This is a genomic window from Spirillospora sp. NPDC052269, assembly GCF_040679435.1.
Classification (GTDB): domain Bacteria; phylum Actinomycetota; class Actinomycetes; order Streptosporangiales; family Streptosporangiaceae; genus Spirillospora.
Genome location: NZ_JBFAUU010000004.1, coordinates 495593 through 516839, shown reverse-complemented (window position 1 = coordinate 516839; position 21247 = coordinate 495593). Strand labels below are relative to the sequence as shown.

25 protein-coding genes are annotated in these 21247 nt (G+C 71.2%); 17 read left to right on the top strand and 8 right to left on the bottom strand.

All coding sequences use genetic code 11. The features are described 5' to 3' along the window. Positions 1-23 precede the first annotated feature (23 nt). Entirely contained in the window at positions 24-1982 is a 1959-nt protein-coding gene (locus AB0L06_RS11405) for a serine/threonine protein kinase (RefSeq protein ID WP_500230853.1), read from the bottom strand. A 91-nt stretch (positions 1983-2073) separates the two neighbouring features. Between AB0L06_RS11405 and AB0L06_RS11400 the strand changes: the two genes are divergently transcribed. The 4 genes from AB0L06_RS11400 to AB0L06_RS11385 all read left to right on the top strand — a co-directional run bounded on the left by AB0L06_RS11400 (position 2074) and on the right by AB0L06_RS11385 (position 5610). After that, a complete protein-coding gene (locus tag AB0L06_RS11400; RefSeq protein ID WP_500230852.1) occupies positions 2074-3441 on the top strand; it encodes a hypothetical protein in 1368 nt (455 codons plus the stop codon). 177 nt (positions 3442-3618) lie between these two features. After that, the gene (locus tag AB0L06_RS11395; protein ID WP_500230851.1) at positions 3619-4509 is read left to right on the top strand and encodes a D-alanyl-D-alanine carboxypeptidase family protein; all 891 of its coding nucleotides are present in this window, start codon (positions 3619-3621) and stop codon (positions 4507-4509) included. 157 nt (positions 4510-4666) lie between these two features. Further along, positions 4667-5104 carry a guanyl-specific ribonuclease gene (locus AB0L06_RS11390; RefSeq protein ID WP_500230850.1) on the top strand — a complete coding sequence of 146 codons (438 nt, stop codon included), beginning with the start codon at positions 4667-4669 and terminating at the stop codon, positions 5102-5104. 38 nt (positions 5105-5142) lie between these two features. Beyond that, positions 5143-5610: a barstar family protein gene (locus AB0L06_RS11385; RefSeq protein WP_500230849.1), complete on the top strand. Its 468-nt coding sequence runs from the start codon at positions 5143-5145 to the stop codon at positions 5608-5610. Positions 5611-5619: 9 nt separating this feature from the next. Here the strand turns inward: AB0L06_RS11385 and AB0L06_RS11380 are convergent, their stop codons facing one another. The 3 genes from AB0L06_RS11380 to AB0L06_RS11370 all read right to left on the bottom strand — a co-directional run bounded on the left by AB0L06_RS11380 (position 5620) and on the right by AB0L06_RS11370 (position 7651). After that, positions 5620-6021, bottom strand: coding sequence for a DUF4190 domain-containing protein (locus tag AB0L06_RS11380; protein ID WP_500230848.1), 402 nt, complete (start codon positions 6019-6021; stop codon positions 5620-5622). Positions 6022-6460: 439 nt separating this feature from the next. Continuing rightward, complete coding sequence (locus tag AB0L06_RS11375) at positions 6461-7234, bottom strand: deoxyribonuclease IV (RefSeq protein ID WP_500230847.1); 774 nt, start codon at positions 7232-7234, stop codon at positions 6461-6463. Positions 7235-7333: 99 nt separating this feature from the next. Then, on the bottom strand, positions 7334-7651 hold the full coding sequence (locus tag AB0L06_RS11370) for a hypothetical protein (protein WP_500230846.1): 318 nt from the start codon (positions 7649-7651) through the stop codon (positions 7334-7336). A 256-nt stretch (positions 7652-7907) separates the two neighbouring features. Between AB0L06_RS11370 and AB0L06_RS11365 the strand changes: the two genes are divergently transcribed. The 6 genes from AB0L06_RS11365 to AB0L06_RS11340 all read left to right on the top strand — a co-directional run bounded on the left by AB0L06_RS11365 (position 7908) and on the right by AB0L06_RS11340 (position 11131). Further along, positions 7908-8078, top strand: coding sequence for a hypothetical protein (locus tag AB0L06_RS11365; RefSeq protein WP_500230845.1), 171 nt, complete (start codon positions 7908-7910; stop codon positions 8076-8078). 259 nt (positions 8079-8337) lie between these two features. Next, positions 8338-8628, top strand: a complete 291-nt coding sequence (gene rpsF / locus AB0L06_RS11360; RefSeq protein WP_500230844.1) for a 30S ribosomal protein S6 — start codon at positions 8338-8340, stop codon at positions 8626-8628. Positions 8629-8668: 40 nt separating this feature from the next. Further along, positions 8669-9220: a single-stranded DNA-binding protein gene (locus AB0L06_RS11355; RefSeq protein WP_500230843.1), complete on the top strand. Its 552-nt coding sequence runs from the start codon at positions 8669-8671 to the stop codon at positions 9218-9220. A 57-nt stretch (positions 9221-9277) separates the two neighbouring features. Beyond that, positions 9278-9514, top strand: coding sequence for a 30S ribosomal protein S18 (gene rpsR, locus AB0L06_RS11350; RefSeq protein WP_026403973.1), 237 nt, complete (start codon positions 9278-9280; stop codon positions 9512-9514). 19 nt (positions 9515-9533) lie between these two features. Beyond that, on the top strand, positions 9534-9980 hold the full coding sequence (gene rplI / locus AB0L06_RS11345; protein WP_500230842.1) for a 50S ribosomal protein L9: 447 nt from the start codon (positions 9534-9536) through the stop codon (positions 9978-9980). 239 nt (positions 9981-10219) lie between these two features. Further along, positions 10220-11131: a peptidoglycan recognition protein family protein gene (locus tag AB0L06_RS11340; RefSeq protein WP_500230841.1), complete on the top strand. Its 912-nt coding sequence runs from the start codon at positions 10220-10222 to the stop codon at positions 11129-11131. Between the two features lie 109 nt (positions 11132-11240). Here the strand turns inward: AB0L06_RS11340 and AB0L06_RS11335 are convergent, their stop codons facing one another. Then, entirely contained in the window at positions 11241-11660 is a 420-nt protein-coding gene (locus AB0L06_RS11335; protein ID WP_500230840.1) for a MarR family winged helix-turn-helix transcriptional regulator, read from the bottom strand. A 69-nt stretch (positions 11661-11729) separates the two neighbouring features. Here AB0L06_RS11335 and AB0L06_RS11330 point away from each other — a divergent pair, with 69 nt between their 5' ends. After that, on the top strand, positions 11730-12146 hold the full coding sequence (locus AB0L06_RS11330; protein ID WP_500230839.1) for a PaaI family thioesterase: 417 nt from the start codon (positions 11730-11732) through the stop codon (positions 12144-12146). A 14-nt stretch (positions 12147-12160) separates the two neighbouring features. Here the strand turns inward: AB0L06_RS11330 and AB0L06_RS11325 are convergent, their stop codons facing one another. Together AB0L06_RS11325 and AB0L06_RS11320 are read right to left on the bottom strand one after the other, a co-directional pair. Beyond that, a complete protein-coding gene (locus AB0L06_RS11325) occupies positions 12161-12355 on the bottom strand; it encodes a hypothetical protein (protein ID WP_500230838.1) in 195 nt (64 codons plus the stop codon). A 103-nt stretch (positions 12356-12458) separates the two neighbouring features. Next, complete coding sequence (locus AB0L06_RS11320; protein WP_500230837.1) at positions 12459-13799, bottom strand: MATE family efflux transporter; 1341 nt, start codon at positions 13797-13799, stop codon at positions 12459-12461. A 341-nt stretch (positions 13800-14140) separates the two neighbouring features. Between AB0L06_RS11320 and dnaB the strand changes: the two genes are divergently transcribed. The 3 genes from dnaB to AB0L06_RS11305 all read left to right on the top strand — a co-directional run bounded on the left by dnaB (position 14141) and on the right by AB0L06_RS11305 (position 17084). Further along, complete coding sequence (gene dnaB / locus AB0L06_RS11315) at positions 14141-15904, top strand: replicative DNA helicase (protein WP_500230836.1); 1764 nt, start codon at positions 14141-14143, stop codon at positions 15902-15904. A 15-nt stretch (positions 15905-15919) separates the two neighbouring features. Next, the gene (locus AB0L06_RS11310; protein WP_500230835.1) at positions 15920-16462 is read left to right on the top strand and encodes a DUF6817 domain-containing protein; all 543 of its coding nucleotides are present in this window, start codon (positions 15920-15922) and stop codon (positions 16460-16462) included. Between the two features lie 184 nt (positions 16463-16646). Then, positions 16647-17084, top strand: coding sequence for a hypothetical protein (locus tag AB0L06_RS11305; protein ID WP_500230834.1), 438 nt, complete (start codon positions 16647-16649; stop codon positions 17082-17084). A 69-nt stretch (positions 17085-17153) separates the two neighbouring features. Here AB0L06_RS11305 and AB0L06_RS11300 read toward each other — a convergent pair whose 3' ends face one another. Next, a complete protein-coding gene (locus tag AB0L06_RS11300) occupies positions 17154-17522 on the bottom strand; it encodes a nuclear transport factor 2 family protein (protein ID WP_500230833.1) in 369 nt (122 codons plus the stop codon). A gap of 139 nt (positions 17523-17661) precedes the next feature. On the opposite strand from AB0L06_RS11300, the gene AB0L06_RS11295 reads away from it, so the two are divergent. From AB0L06_RS11295 to AB0L06_RS11285, 3 genes are all read left to right on the top strand, one after another. Then, on the top strand, positions 17662-18720 hold the full coding sequence (locus AB0L06_RS11295) for a DMT family transporter (protein WP_500230832.1): 1059 nt from the start codon (positions 17662-17664) through the stop codon (positions 18718-18720). Between the two features lie 104 nt (positions 18721-18824). Then, positions 18825-20294 (top strand): DNA-3-methyladenine glycosylase 2 family protein, encoded by a 1470-nt coding sequence (locus tag AB0L06_RS11290; protein ID WP_500230831.1) that lies wholly within the window; start codon positions 18825-18827, stop codon positions 20292-20294. Then, positions 20291-20833 carry a methylated-DNA--[protein]-cysteine S-methyltransferase gene (locus tag AB0L06_RS11285; protein ID WP_500230830.1) on the top strand — a complete coding sequence of 181 codons (543 nt, stop codon included), beginning with the start codon at positions 20291-20293 and terminating at the stop codon, positions 20831-20833. Before AB0L06_RS11290 ends, AB0L06_RS11285 begins: the two co-directional genes overlap by 4 nt. Positions 20834-21247 lie beyond the last annotated feature (414 nt).

Sequence of the window (21247 nt, the reverse complement as noted above, 5' to 3'; positions counted from 1 at the left end):
CGCGCCTTGTTCGTGGTCGTGGGTTATTGGAAGATCGTTCGCCAGGGGGTGCAGCGGGTGCGGTCGATCTGGGGGTAGGGGCTGCTGGTGTCGACGTTGCTCGCCAGGCAGGTGCGGATGCGGAACATGCCGGTGCACTTGGAACCGAAGCTCGACGTGTGGGTCTGGCCGGGCTTGGCGAACTCGACGCCGTAGTCGCACAGCGGGCCGCCGTCGGAGTGCTGGTGCTCGAAGACGGCCCAGCCCTTGGACGCGGTCATGCGCAGCACGAGCGTCCCGACGAACTGGCCGCTCCCGATGTTCCAGCCGCCGGAGGCGCTGATGCCGGACGCGGCGGCCGGAGCGGACCAGCCGCCAGTGCTCTTCGGGGGCTTCTTGTCAGGCGGGGACGCCGACTTGCTGGGGCTGGACGACTTGGTCGGCGCCTTGCTCGGGCTGCTGCTCTTCGCCGCCGTGGTCGGAGCGCTGGACGGTTTCGCGGACGTCGCCGGCGGGGGCGTGGTCGGGCTGGTCGTGCCGATGGCGGCGGCGGGCGTCGAGGGCCGGTCGTCCGGCCAGAAGGCGTAGGCGGCCGCCCCGGCGACGAGCAGCCCGGCCGCGACACCTGCGGCGACGCCGACCACCGGGCCGATGCCGCGTTTGGACGGCGCGGCGGCCGGGCCCGGAAGCGTGTGCGGGGACAAGGGCGGACCCACCGCTCCCATGCCGTGAGCAGCCGCGGACGCGGGCGGCTGCGTCGCGGGCGAGTGCGCGGCAGCAGCGGGACGGCCGGAGGAGGGGCCTGCCGCAAGGGATCCGGGCTGCGCGGGCGGGTTCGTGGCCATACCCGGAAAACCGGGCGCGTTCGCGGGCGTCCCAGAGCCGGGAGCACCTGTGGACACACCTGAGCCGGACACGCCTGAGGGGGTTCGCGGGCCAGGGACGCCTGAGGCGGAGAAACCTGAGGGAGAGCCTGAACCTGGGGTGTCAGCGGGCACTCCCGGGAAGCCCGGACTCTCGGTGGGGACCGCGGGGACGCCGGGGAAGCTCTGTGCCGCGGCCGGGGACTGCCGGACGGCGTCGTTCCGGGTGCTCTGGTCGCCGGACTGGAGGGGGCTCGCGGCGAGATCGGCGCCCAGGCCGAGCATCTGGGACGCGGTGGGCCGTGGCGGGACGGTCCCGGAGGCGCGTCCGGTGAGCAGGCGCAGCAGCAGCTGCTCGGCGGCCGGACGGTGGGACGGGTCCTTGTCGAGGCAGTCGGTGACCAGGGGCAGCAGGCGCTCGGGCACGCCGTCCAGCACGGGCTGCTCGTGCAGGATGCGGTGGGTCGTCATGGCGTCCGCGCCGAACGGCGGCCGTCCGGTGGCGACGAAGACCAGGGTGGCGGCCCAGGCGAACACGTCCACGGCGCTGGTCGGGGACGTGCTGCTGATCTGCTCGGGGGACATGTAGGCGGGAGTGCCGACGACGGCCGTGGTCGTGGCGGCCTCCGGCCCGGACGCGCGGGCGATGCCGAAGTCGATCACGCGCGGGCCGTCCGGGCCCATGATCACGTTGGCCGGCTTGAAGTCGCGGTGCACGATGCCGGCCTGGTGGATCGCGACGAGCGCGGTGGCGGTGGCGACGGCGATCCGGTCGAGGTCGGAGCCGGTCCGCGGGCCGCGCTCGGTGACCAGGGCCTGCAGCGACGGCCCGGGGACGTACTCGCTGACGAGGAACGGACGCCCCTGGTCGGAGCCGACCGTCAGGACACGCGCCGTGCAGAACTGCGCGACGGCCTTCGCCGCGTCCGCCTCGCGGGCGAACCGGCGGGCCACGTCGTCCGACACCGCGCCGGGCGCGTCGCCGCCGAGGAGCTTGATCGCGACGAGCCCGTGCTCGGCGGATTCGGCCAGATAGACGACGCCTTGCCCGCCCCGGCCCAGTCGGCGGCGGATATCGTACGAGCCCAGCGTCCTGGGATCCCACGGCCCCAGAGGTTCGCCGATCGCGACCGGATCCATGTGCCGGGGCCCCCTTTTGGCTTCGCGGACTATGGAGTGAGACGAACGAGTATGCCGACCGACCACCCGAAGATCAGGATTTGATGGCACTGTGAGGCTACCTACCGGCCGGCTCCGGCCGAGTGACCGCCGTGCGCTCGCCCTCTGGCTCGGGTCCTGGGTCGGCGTGATGTTCTTCGTCGCCGTCGTGCCCCGGGTGCTGCCCTCGATCTACGACGGCAAGCCGTACCTGGACCGCTGGGCCCAGTGGGACGCGGTGCGCTTCCTCAACATCGCGACCTACGGTTACGGGGGCGTCCCCGGCGAGAAGTTCGATCCCGGATGGCCCGCATTCTTCCCTGGTTATCCGCTCGCTCTCAAGCTGGTCGGGCTTTTCACCGGCGGTGACTACAAGCTCGCCGGCCTGGTGATCTCGTTCTTCGCGGGCGGTGTCGCCGCGCTCGCGCTGGGTCGCCTGGCCGAGGACGAGCTGAACGCCCGGCCGGTCCGCAAGGGCCTGATCCGGGCGCGGTTGTCCGGATGGACGTCCCGCATCGGCGCCGACACCGAAGACGTCGAGGGTGAGGGCGCGGGCGGAACGGTCCGGCGCGGCGTCCATGCGACGGACGTGGCGGTTTCACGGACGAGCGTCCGGCGCAGGTCCGCGTCGTCCGCGAACGGCCACGCCATGGACGCCGCCACCGCCGCCGACGAGCGCGAGCCCGGGGACACCGCCGGGACGGTCGGAGCCGGCGCGGTCGCGGCGATGCTGGCGGGCCCGGCGGCGGTGTTCCTGTTCGCGGGCTACTCCGAGTCGCTGTTCCTGGCGTTCGCGCTGCCCGCGTGGCTGATGGCCCGGCGCGGCCGCTGGGCCTGGGCGGCGCTGCTCGCCGTGCCCGCCTCGGCCGTCCGGATCACCGGGCTGTTCCTCGTCCTCGCGATGATCGTGGAGTACGTGGTCGGACGGCACGGACGGCGTGAGCAGGGCTGGGGCCCGGTCGCCTGGCTGGTCCTGCCGTTCGCCCCGCTGGCGGCCTACACCACCTACCAGTGGCACCGGACCGGCGACTGGATGGCGTGGCAGCACGCGCAGGAGGCCGGCTGGCATCGCCAATTCACGATGCCGTGGGACGCGTTCTCCCTCACCTGGCGATCGGCGTTCCACTCCAATTACGAATTCACCCTCGCGTTCCGTATTGAGATCTTCGCGGCGGCGGTCGGCGTCCTGCTCTCGCTTTATCTGCTGTACCGGCGGCGCTGGCCGGAGCTCGCCTATGTCGGGCTCCAGCTCGCGGCCCTGATGACCTCGTCCTACTACCTGTCGATCGGGCGCGCGACCCTGTTGTGGTGGCCTCTGTGGGTGTGGTTCGGGGTGCTCGCGCTGCGTCACCGCTGGCTGTTCGGGGCGATCCTGGCGGCCGCGATCCCGTTCGCCGTCATCCAGCTGCTCACCTTTTCCTCCGGCGGCTGGGCCGGGTGAACGCGACCTTCATCCCACGCGTGAGGAACGGCGGGACGTGCCCAGGGACCGGGGTGTGTTCCGCCGTTCCCCCATCGCCCCGGCAGGCCTGGGCAACTCGTCCGATTCCGGGCCGCCAAGGTCAAGATCTCGGAAGTGCCGTATGAATCCGCTGGTCGGCGGGGTACTCACCCGGTCATGCGGATCACGCTCCTCATGGCCGCCCCAGTCGGCCTGAGCCTCACCCTCACCACCCTCGCCGCGCCCGCGACCGCGGCGGCGCCGGTCGGAACGTCCTCCACCACAACGCCGTCCACCGGCGAAGGCGGTGACGGAGGGCCCCGCGGCGTCCACGCCCGTTCGGCCTTCCTCATGGACGAGACGTCCGGCCAGGCGCTCTGGGCCCGGAACGCCCGGACGCGCCGCGCGATCGGCAGCATCACGAAGGTCATGACCGCCGTCGTCGTCCTGCGCGAGGGGCATCTCGACCGGCGGATCCGCGTGCGTCCCGCCGACATCGCCTACGCCACGGCGAGGCGCGGCTCGACCGCGCACCTGCGTCCGGGGGACGGGTTCACCGCGCGCGAGCTGCTCACCGCGATGCTCGTGCCGTCCGGCTGCGACGCGGCCTCGACCCTCGCGAACGCCTACGGCCCCGGGCACGCCGGCTTCGTCCGGAAGATGAACCGGACCGCGCGCCGCCTCCACCTGAGCGCCACGCACTTCAACGACCCGGCCGGCCTCCCGCCAGCGCCCGGCTGGTCCACCGCCCGCGACCTGGTCGCGCTCGGCCGGTACGCCATGAGCTTCCCGGACTTCCGCGCCATCGTCGACCACGACCACTACGCCGCCCAGCGGACCCGGACACACGGACGCTACGCCTGGACCAGCACCGACACGCTCCTCGGCGACTACCCCGGCCTGCTCGGCATCAAGAGCGGCTTCACGTCCCAGGCCGGCTACAGCTTCCTGTTCGCCGCGCGCCGGTACGGGCACACGGTCTTCGGCGCCGTCCTCGACAGCTCCCAGAGCCGGCCCGGCGCGCGCTTCCGCGACGCCGCCCGCATGCTCGACTGGGCCTACCACTGAGCCCGGCGGTGCCCCCGCGGCCGCCGGGGGACGATTTCGCAGGTCAGCGCGTCGGACGGGACGGAAGGCCCGAGCCGTGTGCGACGATCACCGGGTGAAAAGGGAGGGTGACGCACCGATGACGGTCGGCCGAAGGCTTCAACGGACACTGCCGGTGATGGTCCTCGCGCCGCTGCTGGCGCTGGGCGGGCTCACGGCCTGCGGAGGGGCGTCCGGCGGCGACGCGAGCGCGGCGGGCCCGTCCACGCGTACGAGCGCCCGCCAGACGGCCGGGACGCCGAAGAGCGGCCGCACGTCCGCGCCGTCCGGCGCGATGCGCCAGGTCCCGGCGTCGAGCCTGCCCGCCGAGGCGCAGCGCACCCTGAGACTGATCGCCACGGGCGGCCCGTTCCCCTACCGCAGGGACGGGGTCGTCTTCGAGAACCGCGAACGCCGCCTGCCGAGCGAGCCGGGTGGGTACTACAAGGAGTACACCGTCCCGACGCCGGGCGCGGGCGACCGCGGAGCGCGCCGCCTGATCGGCGGCCGGGGCGGCGAGCGCTACTACACGCCGGACCACTACCGCAGTTTCGTCCGGGTGGTCACCGGGGGATGATCCGTCCGGCGGACGGGCACGGGTTTCGGGGAGTTGACGTGGACGCGAACCAGGCACTCGACGAGGTGCTGACCGGACGGCTCAAGCCGGGCGTCTACCAATGGCGCGCCGCCCCCGGACGAGGCGCGTCGCACGATCTCGGCTGGATGGAGCGCGCCGCGGAGCAGGGCTGGCGCCCCTTCCACATCGACGGCCGGCGCGCCCGCGACAAGGACGGGTTCCTGCGCGTGTGCGCCGAGGCCTTCGACTTCCCCGACTACTTCGGGGACAACTGGGACGCCCTGGAGGACTGCCTCACCGATCTCTCCTGGGCCCCGGCCGACAAGGGCTACGTGGTGCTCTACGAGTCCTGGGCCGAACTCGCCGACGCCGACCAGGCGTCCTTCCGGACGGCCCTGGACGTCTTCGCCGAGGCCGTCGCGTCCTGGCGCGACACCCCGACCCCGATGACCGTCATGCTGTCCAGCGTCGGCGTCGAGGTCGCGGGCGTCCCCCGCCTCACCTGATCGTTCGGGTCAGTACGTGGAGGTCGAGCCGGACGAGCCGACGATCGCCGCCCAGACCCCGATGTAGAAGATCCAGAAGATGAGCCAGCCGACGGCGACGATGTAGCCGAGCACCAGTCCGGCCGTCGCCATTCCGGAGCCTTCCTCGCCGGTCCGCTTGATCTGGCTCTGGGCGACGTGCCCGAAGATGACCGCGAGCACGGACGTGAAGCCGCAGAAGAAGATGCCGAGCAGGCCCATCACCATCGACGTGGTGGCCATGCCGTTGGTCTTCCGGACGCCCGTATGCCCGCCGTAGTAGTTGTGCTGGACGGGTGCGGGAACGGGAGCGGGCTGGTACGGCGGGGGCTGCTGGGCGGCGTAGGGGTCCTGCCCGTAACCGCCGTACGGGTCGTAGGGGGGCTGTGCCATTGACTTCCCGATCGGGTCGCGCGCCCGCCGTCGAACATGCTCGCGCGTGCGCTGGTGTGTAGAGGAATCCGGATTATGCCAGTGTGTCGTGACATCGGGTCTGCGCGATATTAGATGGTCCGTACCCTGAGCCGGTTCCCGCCGCGCCCCCAGAGTTCCCATCTCGTGCGGCCGACACTGGCCAACTCCGCCCTCATCTGAACGCCGGCGACGGCCAGGGCGGCAGGGGACGAAGCGGAACGACCACCCGAAACACGGCACCGCCACGCTCGCGGACGGGCGCGCCAAACCGCACGCACGGTCAGAAGGTGGTCGGTCCGGCAGCGGCGACCGTCCAACGAGGCCCGGCGGTCAGAAGAGGCGGCCGGTCAGCGCAGGCAGGAGAGGCGGGCCGGTCCGGAGAGGCGGCAGGCCGCGTCCGGTCAGCTGAGGCGGCCGGTCAGGAGAGGTGGTCGCGGAGGAAGGCGATGTCGGCGGCCTGGCCGTCGGACGGGGTCTCGACGATGACCGGCGCGCCCGCGCCCCGCACCACGCCGAGGATCAGCTCCGGGTCGATCGTGCCGGAGCCCAGGTTGGCGTGCCGGTCCGCGCCGGAGTCGAAGGCGTCCCGGCTGTCGTTGCAGTGCACCAGGTCGATCCGCCCGGTGATCGCCTTGATGCGGTCGACGGCGTCGATCAGATCCTCGCCGCCCGCGTGCGCGTGGCAGGTGTCCAGGCAGAACCCCACCTTGGAGTCCAGGCCGGGGACGCCCGCCAGGACCTCCCAGAGCCGGGCGATCCGGTCGAACTTGCGGGCCATCGCGTTGCCGCCGCCCGCGGTGTTCTCGATCAGCACCGGCACCGGCACGTCGTCCAGCCGCTCGAACACCTTGCGCCAGTTCTCGAACCCGGTCTCCGGGTCGTCGTCCTTCAGCACGTGCCCGCCGTGCACGATCAGGCCCTTCGCGCCGATCGACGCGGCGCCTTCGAGGTGCTGCGCGAGGAGCTTGCGGCTCGGGATCCGGATCCGGTTGTTGGACGTGGCGACGTTGATGACGTACGGCGCGTGGACGAACACGTCCACGCCGGAGCCCGCCAGGTCGGCCGCACCCTCGGGGATGACCGGCTTCTTCCATCCCTGCGGGTCGCCCAGGAAGAACTGGACGACGTCCGCGTTCCGGGCGCGGGCGCTGTCGAGCGGGTTGGTCTGGTCGACGTGGGCTCCGATGCGCATGGCCACGAGCCTATCCGCCCGTCCGCCCACCGCCCCCGGATACGCCCCGGACGCGCCCCGCGGGCGAGGCTGTACCGGACGTGCCCCAGAGAGGCGGTCTCAGATGCCGAAACCGCCGTGCCGCAGCGCGAAGCCGAACCCGACGAACGAGGCGACCAGGCCGATGATGTTCAGCCAGCGCTCACCGGTCGTCTTGGACGTCATCTGTGAGTAAAGGGCCAGAGGAAAGCCGATCAGTCCGGCCAGCGCGCCGAAGAAGTGCGTGACCGGGATCCAGCCGAGGATCAGGGCGAGCAGCCCGATCGTGATCGCGGCGCCGGCCAGCCCGTCATGGAGCGCGTGGCGCTCGCCTCCGCGTGCGCGCGCGCCGACGGCGTCGCTCTTGCCGCTGCTCCCCGCTACCCCCTGTTGTGGCATCGGGACACCCCCTCGCTAGGTGCGGTGTGACTCTGCGGTGTGTTCTTCGGGGTCGGTCGTGCGCCGACGCGCCTGCCCGCCGGACGCCCGCGCCAGGACGGCTGGACGCCCCCGGCGGGGACGAGCCGCGCACGTCCCAGAGATTCCCGGGCCGGACGGGGATCAATCCGGAGCGCGTGCGCGGAAAATGTCGGCGGCACCCGGTAACGTCGAACATGAATTCGACCGGACGCGTCCGGCCGGGGAGGGGCTGATCATGAGGGAGAGCGAACTGGCGGTCATCGGCGACGCCGAGCTCGTCGAGGAACTGTCCATGCTGACGACGCAGACCGCCCGCATGCGGTCGCGGATGGCCGACATCATGGCCGAGCTCGAACGCCGCCGCTGCGTCCGTCCGGCACAGCACGCCGGGTCCTTCCGTCACTGACGGCGGGTACGGTGCGGTGATACGGGCGTCCGGTGGTCGCCGCGGGTGGTTTCGTCCCGCGGGTGCGGCCGGGTCGGCATGGCGGGGGTGGGAGTCCCGGAATGGCTCACACGCTGCCGAGTCTTGATAGCCTGTATCGGTCTCGCGGCCGGTCCGCCAGTGTGGACGGGCGCCGAAAGGCGCGGCCGCGACGGACGCAACAGCCCTCCTGTCACGGAGAGACCGTGACCGCATCAGTCCAGAGGAGGTAGGGACAAGCATGCGTCGCTACGAAGTCATGACCATTCTCGACCCCGCGATCGACGAGCGCACCGCCGGTGCCGCTCTCGACCCGTTCCTGAAGGTCATCAAGGACGACGGCGGAAGTGTCGAGAAGGTCGATGTCTGGGGCCGCCGTCGGCTGTCCTACGACATCCAGAAGAAGTCCGAAGGCATCTACGCGGTGATCGACCTCACGGCTGAGCCCGCGACGGTCAAGGAACTCGACCGCCAGCTCAACCTGAGCGAGACGATCCTGCGTACCAAGGTCATCCGCCCCGAGGTCCACTGAGCCGGAGCGGTCCAGTCCACCACCAGCCGGAGCGAGCCCCATGGCAGGCGACACCGTAATCACGATTGTCGGGAACCTCGTAGAGGACCCGAATCTGCGCTTCACCTCGAGCGGCCAGGCGGTCGCTTCCTTCCGCATCGCGTCGACCCCGCGGTTCTTCGACCGCCAGGCGAACGAGTGGAAGGACGGCGAGGCCCTCTTCCTCACCTGCAACGTCTGGCGGCAGGCGGCGGAGAACTGCGCCGAGAGCCTCCAGCGCGGCATGCGGGTGATCGTCCAGGGCCGGCTCAAGCAGCGCTCGTACGAGACGCGCGAGGGTGAGAAGCGCACCGTGTTCGAGGTCGAGGTCGACGAGGTCGGCCCGTCCCTGCGCAGCGCCACCGCCAAGGTCAACAAGACCCAGCGGCAGGGCGGCGGCGGAGGGGGCTTCGGCGGCGGTGGCGGCTTCGGCGGTGGCCAGGGCGGCCAGGGCCAGCAGGGCGGCGGCGGTTTCGGCGGCGGCGGCCAGCAGGGCGGCGCCCCGGCCGACGACCCCTGGGCCACCGGCGGCGGCGGTGGGGGCGGCGGGTTCTCCGACGACCCCCCCTTCTAATCATTCACACAACGTCCATTCCCGCGTGAGCGGGGCTCTCCCCAAAGGAGCACCACGATGGCGAAGCCACCTCCGCGCAAGCCTAAGAAGAAGGTTTGCGTGTTCTGCCAGGAGAAGATCTCCTACGTCGACTACAAGGACACGGTCCTGCTGCGGAAGTTCATCTCCGACCGCGGCAAGATCCGCGCCCGTCGCGTGACCGGCAACTGCACCCAGCACCAGCGTGACGTCGCCACGGCGATCAAGAACGCCCGTGAGATGGCGCTGCTGCCCTACACCAGCACCGCGCGCTGAGTCAGGGGGACGTAACACCATGAAGCTCATCCTGACCCAGCAGGTCTCCGGCCTCGGCGAGCCCGGAGACGTCATCGAGGTCCGTGACGGCTACGGCCGCAACTACCTCGTCCCGCGCGGCTTCGCGATCCAGTGGACCCGCGGCGCCGAGAAGCAGATCGAGTCGATCAAGAAGGCGCGTGCGACCCGCGAGATCGCGACCGTCGAGCACGCCAAGGAGATCGCCGGCCGTCTGCAGGCGCTCAAGGTCAACCTGCGCACCCGCACGGGCAGCAACGGCCGCCTGTTCGGCGCCGTGACCGCCGCCGACATCGCCGCCGCGGTCCAGGCCGCCGACGGCCCCGAGCTGGACAAGCGCCGGATCGAGATCGGCAACCCGATCAAGACCGTCGGCACCCACCGGGTCAGCGTCCGGCTGCACCCGGAGGTCAGCGCCTCGATCGACGTCAACGTCCTCGAGGGCTGAGTCCGCCCCGGTATCGGAACGGCCGGATCCCCGCTTCGGGGGTCCGGTCGTTTCCGTTTCATGTGAAACGTCAGTGAACCGCCGGGTGCTTGGGGCGGGACCCGTGTGAGGACTACTTTCCGTAACCACACTGTTGGTTCGAAAGGGTCGGCATGCAGGGTCTTTCGTCGGAAGAGCCAGAACACGCGGATCGGCCGGATCGCCGCGATCCGCGGAACTCCCCGACCCGCCCCGAGGTGGTGACTCGGCGTAGCCTGCTCGGCGGCGTCCTCGGGCTCTGGACGGTGGACGCGCTGTGCGGGCCGCAGAATGTGGCCATGGCGGAGAACGTCCCGGGGCCTCGCCCCACGTCCGATGTCCACGGCGGCACCCGGTATGACGGCGCCCGAGGCGGCGGTCCGCTGCCCAGGCGTTCCGGCGGCGCCTCCGGGGATCCGACCCCGGACGGCTTCGACAGCGGGCCCGATGACATTCCTGGACGCGGAGGCGGCATGCCGCATCCGAACGTCCATCCCCGTTCGGACTGGAAGGCCCGTCCACCGATCCATCCGGCCACCGTCCTGAACCGGAAGCCGGACCGGATCATCGTGCACCACACCTCGACGCCGAACTCGCCCGACACGTCCATCGAGCACGCCTACCAGCTGTCCCGCGACATCCAGCGGTTCCACATGCAGGGACGCGGCTGGGCCGACAGCGGGCAGCAGCTCACCATCAGCCGCGGCGGCGTCGTCATGGAGGGCCGCAACCGCAGCCTGGCGGCCATTCGCGCCGGCAAGCTCGCCGTCGGCGCGCAGGTGCTCAGCCACAACTCCCACACGGTCGGGATCGAGAACGAGGGCAGCTACATGACCGAGGACGTCCCCGACGCCCTCTGGGACTCCCTCGTCGAGGTCTGCGCCTGGCTGTGCGTCCGGTACAAGCTCAAGCCCGCCAAGGCGATCATCGGCCACCGCGACCTGAACAACACCGACTGCCCAGGCGACCGCCTGTACGCGCGCCTGCCCGACCTGCGCGACGACGTCGCGCTGCGCCTGAGCCCGGAAGCCCTGCTCCCGGCGCCCGGACCGGTTCCGGACGTGCCGGACGGCTCCATGCCGTTCACGTCGGACGATGTCAGCGGCGCCCCGCCGTTCTACCGCCGCAAGTAGAGGCCCGTCCAGGCGGCCGTCGCAGGGGCTGCCTGCGGGGCTGGATGGCGGCCCGCACGGCGTCCAGGGCGGTGATGTGCTCGCAGCCGCTGATCGGGCGGGAGCGGGGTCAGTCCGCGGCGAGCCTGCCGAGGGCGGCGGCGGTCTCGGTGAACGTCGCGTCGCCCAGGACGGCGCGCAACTCGCCGTTGAACCCGTCGATCGCGGGCTGCGCGGCGCTCAGCGCGGCCTCTCCCGCCGCCGAGAGCCGCAGGACGACGGCGCGGTGCTCGTCCGGGTGCGGCTCGCGGACGACCAGGTCCGCCGCGGTCAGCCGGGCGACGAGCGCGGTGACGGCGGACTCGCGCAGGCTCAGCGTCCGGGCGAGCTCCCGCTGGGTGAGGCCGGGCCGGTCCTGGACCGCGTACAGCGCGCCCAGCTGGGCCGTGGTGATCCCGGCGGCGTCCATGCAGCGCCGGTCCGCCGCGAGCCGCAGCTTGTGCGCGGCGCGCTGCAGCAGGAAGAAGAGGCGCTCCTCGGGTTCGGCCATGCCTCGATCTTGACAGAGCGATGATGCCCCGGCCATCCTCGCTTCACTAGTGAAGTGAGGATTGGACACATGGAACTCGACCTGGACATCGCCCGCAAGGTGCTGGACGCGCAGCCGTTCAGCCGCCTGCTGGACGCGCGCATCACGGCCTTCGGCGACGGCGTCGCCGTCCTGGAGATCGACATCCGCGACCAACTGCGGCAGCAGAACGGCTTCGTGCACGGCGGCGTCCTCGCGTACGCGGCCGACAACACGCTGACCTTCGCCGCCGGCACGGTCGCGGGCGCGAACCTGGTCACCGCGGGATTCACCATCGACTACGTGAAGCCCGCCGTCGGCACGACCCTGCGCGCCCGTGCCGAGGTCGTCCGCGCCGGGCGGACGCGCGTCATCTGCCGTTGCGACATCTTCACGCTGGACGCCGACGGCGGCGAGACCCTGTGTGCGGTGGCCCAGGGGGCGATCGCCGTGGCGTCCGGCGGCTGAGGACCCTCTCGGGGCTATTCGGAGCCGCGCGGCCGGTCGTAAAGGGAGCGGCGGCGGGCGATCTCGGGATCGAGGTCGCCGACGAGAGACCACAGCCCCGCGATCCGGGCCGTGGCCTCCTCGGGGGTGAGCGCTTCGGAGGCGGCGTCCGCGAGATCGTCGATCGCGTCGGCCAGGCGGTCGATGCCCTCGCCCTCGGGTGAACACATGTTCGAATAGTAGCGACTGGGGTGGGCGGGACGTGTGAGGCTGACGCTATGTCCGCAAAGGTCGTTCTCGTCGGCCGGTGGGACACGTGCCGGACGGTGCCGGTCAGGTGGCGGGGGCGTCGTCCCGTGCGGTCCGGACGGCGCCGGTGACGAGCCAGGCGTCGCCTCGTGCGCGCGCGCCCAGGGTGAGCATCCGGGTCAGCATCCACAAGCCGATCGCGCTCCAGAGGCCCACCAGGCCCCACTCCGCCCAGTAGGCGGTCAGGGCGGCGGGCAGGAAGACGACCGTTGCAATGAGGGTCGTCCACGCCAGATAGGCGCCGTCGCCTGCGCCGATGAGGATTCCGTCCAGGACGAAGACCACACCTGCGACCGGCTGCAGCACGGCCACGATGAGCAGCGACACCAGCAGCAGATGCCGGACGTCCGGATCGGACGTGAACAGCGACGGCAGCCACGGACGGATCGCCACGATCGCGAGTCCGAACACGACACCGCAGCCCACGCCCCAGACGACCATGCGCCGCGTCACCGCGCGCACACGAGACACGTCGGATGCACCCAGGTATCGACCGGTGATGGCCTGACCGGCGATGGCGAGCGCGTCCAAGGCGAACGCCAACAGCGTCCACACCTGGAAACCGACCTGGTAGGCCGCGATCTCGGTGTCCCCCATACGCGCGGCCACGGACGTCCCGACGATGAGGACGATGCGCAATGCGGCCGTCCGCACCAGTAGGGACGCTCCGGCCGATGCGGCCGTCCGCAGGCCCGCCATGTCCGGACGGACGCTCGCGCCATGCCGACGCGCTGCGCGCATGACAACGGCCACATAGACCGCCGCGCTGCCCGTTTGCGCGATGACCGTCCCCCAGGCCGATCCGGCGATGCCCCAGTCGAAGCCGAGCACGAACACGGCGTTCAGAGCCAGATTCAGCGAAAAGCCGCCGAGCGAGACGAGCAGTGGGGTGCGCGTATCTTGAAGGCCCCGCAGCACGCCCGTCCCAGCGAGCACCACCAGCATGGACGGAACGCCTAGCAGGCTGATCGCCAGGTACGTGTGCGCGTACGGGGCGACGTCACCGGACGCCCCGAGCGCGTCCACCAGCCAGGGCGCCAAGGGCTGCCCAACTGCGGCCACGCCGAGCCCGATGACGAGCGCGAGCCACATGCCGTCCACGCCCTGGCGGATCCCGGCGCGCACATCGCCCGCGCCCACCTGGCGCGCGACACCCGCGGTCGTCCCGTACGCGAGGAAGACCGACAGGTAGACCAGCGTGTTCAGGATCTGGCCCGCCACGCCCAGCCCGCCGAGCTGCGCGGTGCCGAGCGTCCCGACGATGGCCGAGTCGGAGAGCAGGAACAGCGGTTCGGCGACCAGCGCGCCGAACGCGGGCACGGCCAGCCGCAGGATCTCGCGGTCCTGCCTGCGGGATGCGCTCATGGCCCTCGTCACGCCGATGATGGGTAATCGACGTTCATGCTACTGCCCTTACTTCGGGCGACTTGCCCGACTTTCTTTCCCGCACACCCGGTGGACAGTGTTTTCGCAGGTCAGAACGCTGGTGTGGAGAAGTCGGCGAAGATTTCCCCAGGGTTGTCCACAGGTCGTGCACAACCTTGACGGCGTGTCTGCACAGGGACTCCACAAGCCCGTCCACAGATCCTTTTGGTCTCCGGCGCGGCGGCCCGGGAGAATGTCCGAGCCCTCGGATAGATGTGGGCTGGAGGACGGCGACGAGGCGGACGGGGCCGCCGGCGCCCGAGGTGAGGGGGATGCCCGGGATGAGTGTTTCCGAACTCGAACCCGGCGACAGGGAGTTCGAGCGGACACCGCCGCACGACATCGCCGCCGAGCAGGGCGTGCTCGGCGGCATGCTCCTGTCCCAGGACGCGATCGCCGAGGTGATCGAGACCCTGCGGACCGCCGACTTCTACCGCCCCGCGCACCAGATCATCTTCGACGCGGTGCTCGACCTCTACGGCCGCGGCGATCCCGCCGACGCCGTCACCATCGCGGGCGAGCTCACCAAGCGCGGCGAGATCGGACGCGTCGGCGGCGCCCCCTACCTGCACACCCTCATCTCCTCGGTGCCCACCGCGGCCAACGCCGGCTACTACGCCAGGATCGTCCGCGAGCGCTCCGTCCTGCGCAAGCTCGTCGAGACCGGCACCCGCATCGTCCAGATGGGCTACAACGCCGACGGCGCCGACGCCGACGAGATCCTCGACCGCGCCCAGGCCGAGGTCTTCGCCATCGCCGAGAAGCGCTCCGGCGAGGACTACAGCCCCCTCAGCGAGATCATGCCCGGCGCCCTCGACGAGATCGAGGCCATCGGCAGCCGCGGCGGCCAGATGGTCGGCGTCCCCACCGGCTTCGCCGACCTCGACGCCCTCACCAACGGCCTCCACGCCGGCCAGATGATCGTCGTGGCCGCCCGACCCGCGATGGGGAAGGCCCTGGGGTTGGCCACCCTCATCCCCACCCCGGCGGGCTGGACGACCATGGGCGCGCTCGAGGTCGGCCAGGAGGTCTTCGACGCGGACGGGCGCCCCACTCGTGTCGTCGCCGCCACCGAGGTCATGCACGGCCACCCCTGCCACGAGGTCGAGTTCTCCGACGGCGAGGTCATCGTCGCCGACGCCCAGCACCAGTGGCGGACGTCCGTCGCGGGCGACACCGCCGTGCGCACCACCGACGAGATCGCGGCGTCCCTCCACGAGGTCCATGTCATCGACGGACCGGACGACCGGGTCACCAAGATCGTGGATGTGCGGCCGGTGGAGAGTGTGCCGGTTCGGTGTGTTCAGGTGGACAACGCCGATCACATGTATCTGGTCGGGCGGTCGCGCGTGCCGACGCACAACTCGACGCTGGCGCTCGACTTCGCCCGGGCGGCGTCCATCAGGCACGGGCTGACCTCGGCGTTCTTCAGCCTGGAAATGGGGCGCAACGAGATCACGATGCGTCTGCTGTCCGCGGAGGCGCGGGTGGCGCTGCACGCGATGCGCTCCGGCACCATGCAGGACGAGGACTGGACGCGCCTGGCCCGCCGGATGAGCGAGGTGGCCGAGGCGCCGCTGTTCATCGACGACTCGCCGAACATGTCGATGATGGAGATCCGGGCGAAGGCGCGGCGGCTGAAGCAGCAGCACGACCTGCGGCTGGTCGTCATCGACTATCTGCAGCTGATGACGTCCGGTAAACGGGTGGAAAGCCGTCAGGTCGAGGTCTCGGAGTTCTCCCGGCAGCTGAAGCTGCTGGCCAAGGAACTGCAGATCCCGGTCATCGCGCTTTCCCAGCTGAACCGTGGTCCCGAGCAGCGGACCGACAAGAAGCCGATGGTCTCCGACCTTCGTGAATCCGGCAGCATCGAGCAGGACGCCGACATGGTCATCCTGCTGCATCGTGAGGATGCCTACGAGAAGGAGTCGCCCCGGGCGGGGGAGGCGGACCTGATCGTGGCGAAGCATCGTAATGGCCCCACGGCCACGGTTACGGTCGCTTTTCAGGGGCACTACAGCAGGTTCGTCGACATGGCCCAATAGGAACCGGGGGCGCTCATGTGGGGTGCGATCGCGCTGTTGGAGGGCAAGGGCGCCGGTGCGATCCGGCATCCGGGCGGGACGCTGCTGGCGCATCTGCGCCGGGTGCATGGGCGGCTTGAAGCGTGGGACGCCCGGGAGGAGCTGCGGGCCGCGGGGCTGTGCCACGCCTTTTACGGGACGGACGGATTCGCCGTTTCACTGGGCGATGTGGCGCGCCGCGGCGAGCTTTCCGAGGTGATCGGGCCGGCCGCCGAGCGGCTGGTCTATGTGTACGGGTGTTGCGATCGGGGGCGGTCGTATTCGGGGCTGGTCGACGGCGGGGAGTTCGTTGATCGGTTCACGGGTGCCGTCATGGAGCTCGCAGATGGGGATCGGCGGGATTTCGCCGAGATCACCGTTGCCAATGAGCTGGATGTCGTCGATGCCGGCTCGCTGAATTCGGAGCGGACGCGGGGGCTGTACGAGTTGTTCGGGCGGTGGCGACCGTTGTTGAGCGCCGGGGCCGTCCAGGAGGTGGAGCGGCGGCTCGCAGACTCGGCGGAACGGGGAGACGGCTAGGCCGAGCGCTCGCGGGTGGCTGGGATGGAGGGCTCGGCGTCCTGGCGGGGCGGGAGGTCAAGGGCGGGCAAGATCTGGCCATTGTGCGATTCCGTCCGGATGGGGCGGGAAGGGGAGCCCCAGCGGGCCCGGACCGTCGCCGCCCGGGGCCGAGATGCTCCTGTCGCGCGATCGGAAGGCCGTCATGTCGATTCTGGCTCGTCCGCATCAGATGCCGGTGCGGATCGTCACCGGGGCGTTCATCCTGAACTCCGGGCTGGGGAAGATCCGCAACACCGAGGAGATGGCGGACGGCGTCCACGGCACCGCCGTGGCCGCGTACCCGTTCCTGAAGGAGTGGGAGCCGCAGAAGTTCACCCGGATGCTCGGCACCGCCGAGGTCGCGGTCGGCGCGACGCTCCTGCTCCCGTTCGTCCCGTCGCTGCTGGCGGGGGCGGCGCTGACCGGCTTCTCGTCCGGGCTCCTCGGGCTCTACCTGAAGCTTCCGGGGATGCGCGAGGAGGGCAGTGTGCGCCCGACCCAGCAGGGCATCCCTCTGGCCAAGGACTCCTGGATGCTCGGCATCGGGCTCAGCTTGATGCTGGAAGCCCTCGGCGGGAAGAAGCGCCGCGGGCGCTGCTGAGCGCCCGGCGGGCGGCGGGGTGGGGCGGAGATCCGCCACCGCCCCGCCGATTCCCCGTGTCCGGTCGCCTCACGCGCCCGCGGGGACCTTGTCCAGGAAGCCGTGGACCTTGGCGATCCGGCCGTCCTTGTCGAGCACCGCGACGTCGAAGCCGACGACGGGGGCCTCGACGCCCTCGGGGCCGAGCTCCCAGGTGAACCGGACGATGTCGTGGTGCGCGTCGACCGGTCCGAGCAGGCGGAACACCAGGCCGGGGAACTGGCCCTGCGCGCCGGCGATCAGCGCGTCGATCGCGTCCCGGCCCTCGACCGCCGCGAGCGGGTCGGTGTAGGCGGCGCCCTCGGCGAAGATCTCGTCGATCGCGGCGCGGCGCGCGGCGGCGTCGGTCTCGTTCCAGGTGGCGATGTAGCGCTCGACCTGCTGCTGCACGTTGTTCATGATCTTCCCTTCGTGCCGGGGCCGTCCCGACGTGTTCAACTCTGGCGCTGTCGGCGAGGAAGATCGATTACCTCCCGGGTCATGACGTCCGGTGTATTTCGCCCCAGGTAGGGTCGGGCCCTCCGAGGAGGGGGTGCCGGTGGGCGCTGGGACGATGACGATGGCGGACGCGCGGGCCTGGGGGCGCCGGGCGGAACGTCGGCGCCGGGCGGGCGCCACCTGGCCGGGCGGCGGCGCCACGGCCTCGATCGGGCTGGGCGTGCTGGGCGCGCTGTTCTTCTCGTCCTCCTTCATCGCGAACCGGCTGATGGCGGTCGGCGGCGGCGCGTGGGAGTGGACGGCCTCGCTGCGCTTCCTCTACTCGCTGCCGATCTTCCTGGCGATCGTCGCGGTGCGAGGTGCGCGGGCGAAGGCGACTCCGCGGGCGGGCGCGGCTCCGAATTCGGGGCTGGCGCCGGTCTTCGGGGCGCTGCGGGCCGCCCCCGGGCGCTGGATGCTGTGGAGCACCGTCTGTTTCGGCCTGTTCTACGCGCCGTTGTGTTTCGCGGCGACGACCTCGCCGGGCTGGATGGTCGCGGCGACGTGGCAGGTCACGATCGTGTGCGGGGTCGTCCTGGCGCCGCTGCTGTACGGACGGGGGGACGAGCGCGGCCGGGTGCCGATGCGCGGGCTGGCGCTGTCCGGACTGATCCTGGCCGGGGTGTTCCTGACGCAGCTCGGCGGCGGGCAGTCCATGCTGACCTGGAAGGCGGGGCTGGGCGTCGGGGCCGTGCTGTTCGGCGCGGTCGCCTACCCGGTCGGCAACCGGCGTGCGATGGACCTCGCCGGGGACGGTCTGGACACCTTCCAGCGGCTCGCCGCGATGTCCCTGGCCAGCCTGCCGTTCTGGCTGGTCATCGCGGTGATCGGCGGGATCCGGGCGGGGCTGCCGACGGGTGGGCAGATCACCGCGACCGGGGTCGTCGCGGTCTTCTCCGGCGTGATCGCGACCACGCTGTTCTTCGCCGCCACCAACCGTGAGCGCTCCCACCCGATGCGCCTGGCGGCCGTCGAGGCCACCCAGGCGGCCGAGGTCGTCTTCGTGGCGATGCTGGAGCCGGCCGTCCTGCGCTCGTCCGCGCCGGGGGCGGTGGGCTGGGCGGGCATCGCGGCGATCACGATCGGGGTCATGCTCTACGCGCTGGCTGGAAAGCGCTGACCTGCGGCGATAGAGCGTCCCGGCGGGACGGGCGGGCAGGCGGCGGTGATGTTGATGTCGGTTTTCCGCTAGTGAAACCCCTGATCCTCGGTGATGCTGGAGGCATGCATGAGGACACGGAACGGTGCGTGCGGGCCGTCCAGGCGAAGGACGCCCGGTTCGACGGATGGTTCTTCACCGCGGTGGTGACGACGGGGATCTACTGCCGTCCGAGCTGCCCGGCCGTCCCGCCGAAGCCGCAGAACATGCGCTTCTACCCGAGCGCCGCGGCCGCGCAGCAGGCCGGTTTCCGGGCCTGCAAGCGCTGCCGCCCGGACACGAGCCCCGGCTCACCGGAATGGAACCACCGCGCGGACGTCGTCGGCCGCGCGATGCGCCTGGTCGCGGACGGCGTCGTCGACCGCGAAGGCGTGCCGGGCCTGGCGACGCGCCTCGGCTACAGCACCCGGCAGATCGAGCGGCAGCTGCGCGCCGAGCTGGGCGCCGGGCCGCTCGCCCTCGCCCGGGCGCAACGCGCGCAGACCGCGCGGGTGCTGATCGAGACGAGCGCCCTGCCGATGTCGGACGTGGCGTTCGCTTCCGGATTCGCTTCGATCAGGGCCTTCAATGACACGATTCGTGAGGTCTTCGCCCAGACGCCGACCGAATTGCGTGATCGAGCGACTCGTGGCCATCCGGTCGCCGCGAACGGGACGCTGTCGCTGCGGCTGCCGTTCCGCAAGCCGTTCTATCCGGACAACCTGTTCGGGCACCTCGCCGCCACGGCCGTCCCGGGCGTGGAGGAGTGGCGGGACGGCGCGTACCGGCGGACGCTGCGGCTCCCACACGGCCCCGGCATCGTCGCGCTGAAGCCGACCCCGGACTACGTGGCCTGCACGCTCACCCTCAAGGACCTGCGAGATCTCACGATCGCGATCAGCCGGTGCCGGTGGATGCTGGACCTGGACGCCGATCCGGAGGCCGTGGACGAGCTGCTGGGTGCCGACGAGGTTCTCGAGCCGCTCGTCCGGAAGGCCCCCGGACGGCGCGTGCCGCGGACGGCCTGTGGTGCGGAGTTCGGGATCCGGGCCGTCCTGGGGCAGCAGGTGTCCACGGCCGCCGCGCGCACCCATGCGGCGCGCCTCGTGCGCGCGCACGGGGAGCCGATGGACGACCCGGCCGGCGGCCTCACCCACCTGTTCCCCATGCCCCAGGCGCTCATGGAGTTGGATTCGGAGAACCTCGCGTTCCCCGAATCCCGCCGGACGACGCTGAAGGCCCTGGTCACCGCCCTCGCGTCCGGCGACCTGGACCTCAGCGTCGGCGCCGACTGGGACGAGGCTCGGGCGAAACTAGGGGAACTGCCCGGTATCGGCCCCTGGACGACCGAGAGCATCGCGATGCGGTCCCTCGGCGACCCGGACGCCTTCATCGCCTCCGACCTGGGCGTCCGGTACGCCGCGCGAGCCCTCGACCTGCCCGTGACACCGGCGGCGCTGACCAAGCGTGCGGCGGCCTGGCGGCCCTGGCGCGCGTACGCCGTCCAGCACCTCTGGGCGACGGGCGACCACGCCATCAACACGATTCCCGCATGAACATCCCGCATGAAACGAGATCTGCTGTGAACACCCACGTCGTGATCGACAGCCCGGTCGGGCCGCTGACGCTGGTCGCGGACGGTCCGGAACTGGTCGGGCTCTACATGAACAAGCAGCGGCACCGCCCGGAGGACGAGACCTTCGGCCTGCCCGGAGACCCCGGGGACGAGCCGTTCGCGTCCGTCGCGTCCCAGCTCGAGGACTACTTCACCGGTGAGCGGCACGAGTTCGACCTGCCGCTGAAGCTGAAGGGCACCGAGTTCCAGCGGCGCGTCTGGGACGCCCTGACCCGGATCCCGTACGGCGAGACCGTGAGCTACGGCGAGCTGGCGACGGAGCTGGGCAACCCCAGCGCGTCCCGCGCGGTCGGCCTGGCCAACGGCCGCAACCCGATCGGGATCATCGTTCCGTGCCACCGGGTCGTCGGCTCGACCGGCAGCCTCACCGGCTACGGAGGCGGCATCGAGCGCAAGCGGTTCCTGCTCGACTTCGAGCGCTCGCACCAGTCCGCCGAGGAGGCCGCTGTTCTCTTCTGACCATCAGGCCATGCACTTGTGACTGTCAGGCCCCGTGCGTTCCGTGCGGGGCCTGACGGCGGCGCATGAGCCAGGTGGCCAGGCCGAACAGCACGCCACCGGCCATGAACCACGGTTCGTAGAGGAACGTGACGAACCGGTCCTCCGCGCCGAGTTCCGCCGCATCGCGCGCGCCCGAGCCGTCCGTCCGCCAGCCAGTACACGTGGACGGCGGAGAACAGCACACCCCAGAGCGCGGCCGCGTGGACGGCGACCCGTCCGATTCGCCACCTGATCGTCGCGCGCCCGCGGCCGTCAACGGATGTGCCGCGGTCGACCAGAGTGGCCTCGTGTGGCCGGGCGGCAGCGGGGCGGGCTGGGCTGATCTGCATGTTCCTGATCCTGCTGGGACGGCCCTGACCCGTGCTTCCCCCG

Bases quoted from the DNA above. Each gene is read 5' to 3' on its own strand.
- AB0L06_RS11405 (WP_500230853.1), bottom strand. From the start codon at position 1,982: ATGGATCCGGTCGCGATCGGCGAACCTCTGGGGCCGTGGGATCCCAGG.
- AB0L06_RS11395 (WP_500230851.1), top strand. From the start codon at position 3,619: ATGCGGATCACGCTCCTCATGGCCGCCCCAGTCGGCCTGAGCCTCACC.
- AB0L06_RS11390 (WP_500230850.1), top strand. From the start codon at position 4,667: ATGGTCCTCGCGCCGCTGCTGGCGCTGGGCGGGCTCACGGCCTGCGGA.
- AB0L06_RS11380 (WP_500230848.1), bottom strand. From the start codon at position 6,021: ATGGCACAGCCCCCCTACGACCCGTACGGCGGTTACGGGCAGGACCCC.
- AB0L06_RS11375 (WP_500230847.1), bottom strand. From the start codon at position 7,234: ATGCGCATCGGAGCCCACGTCGACCAGACCAACCCGCTCGACAGCGCC.
- AB0L06_RS11370 (WP_500230846.1), bottom strand. From the start codon at position 7,651: ATGCCACAACAGGGGGTAGCGGGGAGCAGCGGCAAGAGCGACGCCGTC.
- AB0L06_RS11365 (WP_500230845.1), top strand. From the start codon at position 7,908: ATGAGGGAGAGCGAACTGGCGGTCATCGGCGACGCCGAGCTCGTCGAG.
- rpsF (WP_500230844.1), top strand. From the start codon at position 8,338: ATGCGTCGCTACGAAGTCATGACCATTCTCGACCCCGCGATCGACGAG.
- AB0L06_RS11355 (WP_500230843.1), top strand. From the start codon at position 8,669: ATGGCAGGCGACACCGTAATCACGATTGTCGGGAACCTCGTAGAGGAC.
- rpsR (WP_026403973.1), top strand. From the start codon at position 9,278: ATGGCGAAGCCACCTCCGCGCAAGCCTAAGAAGAAGGTTTGCGTGTTC.
- rplI (WP_500230842.1), top strand. From the start codon at position 9,534: ATGAAGCTCATCCTGACCCAGCAGGTCTCCGGCCTCGGCGAGCCCGGA.
- AB0L06_RS11335 (WP_500230840.1), bottom strand. From the start codon at position 11,660: ATGGCCGAACCCGAGGAGCGCCTCTTCTTCCTGCTGCAGCGCGCCGCG.
- AB0L06_RS11330 (WP_500230839.1), top strand. From the start codon at position 11,730: ATGGAACTCGACCTGGACATCGCCCGCAAGGTGCTGGACGCGCAGCCG.
- AB0L06_RS11325 (WP_500230838.1), bottom strand. From the start codon at position 12,355: ATGTGTTCACCCGAGGGCGAGGGCATCGACCGCCTGGCCGACGCGATC.
- AB0L06_RS11320 (WP_500230837.1), bottom strand. From the start codon at position 13,799: ATGAGCGCATCCCGCAGGCAGGACCGCGAGATCCTGCGGCTGGCCGTG.
- dnaB (WP_500230836.1), top strand. From the start codon at position 14,141: ATGAGTGTTTCCGAACTCGAACCCGGCGACAGGGAGTTCGAGCGGACA.
- AB0L06_RS11310 (WP_500230835.1), top strand. From the start codon at position 15,920: ATGTGGGGTGCGATCGCGCTGTTGGAGGGCAAGGGCGCCGGTGCGATC.
- AB0L06_RS11305 (WP_500230834.1), top strand. From the start codon at position 16,647: ATGTCGATTCTGGCTCGTCCGCATCAGATGCCGGTGCGGATCGTCACC.
- AB0L06_RS11300 (WP_500230833.1), bottom strand. From the start codon at position 17,522: ATGAACAACGTGCAGCAGCAGGTCGAGCGCTACATCGCCACCTGGAAC.
- AB0L06_RS11290 (WP_500230831.1), top strand. From the start codon at position 18,825: ATGCATGAGGACACGGAACGGTGCGTGCGGGCCGTCCAGGCGAAGGAC.
- AB0L06_RS11285 (WP_500230830.1), top strand. From the start codon at position 20,291: ATGAACATCCCGCATGAAACGAGATCTGCTGTGAACACCCACGTCGTG.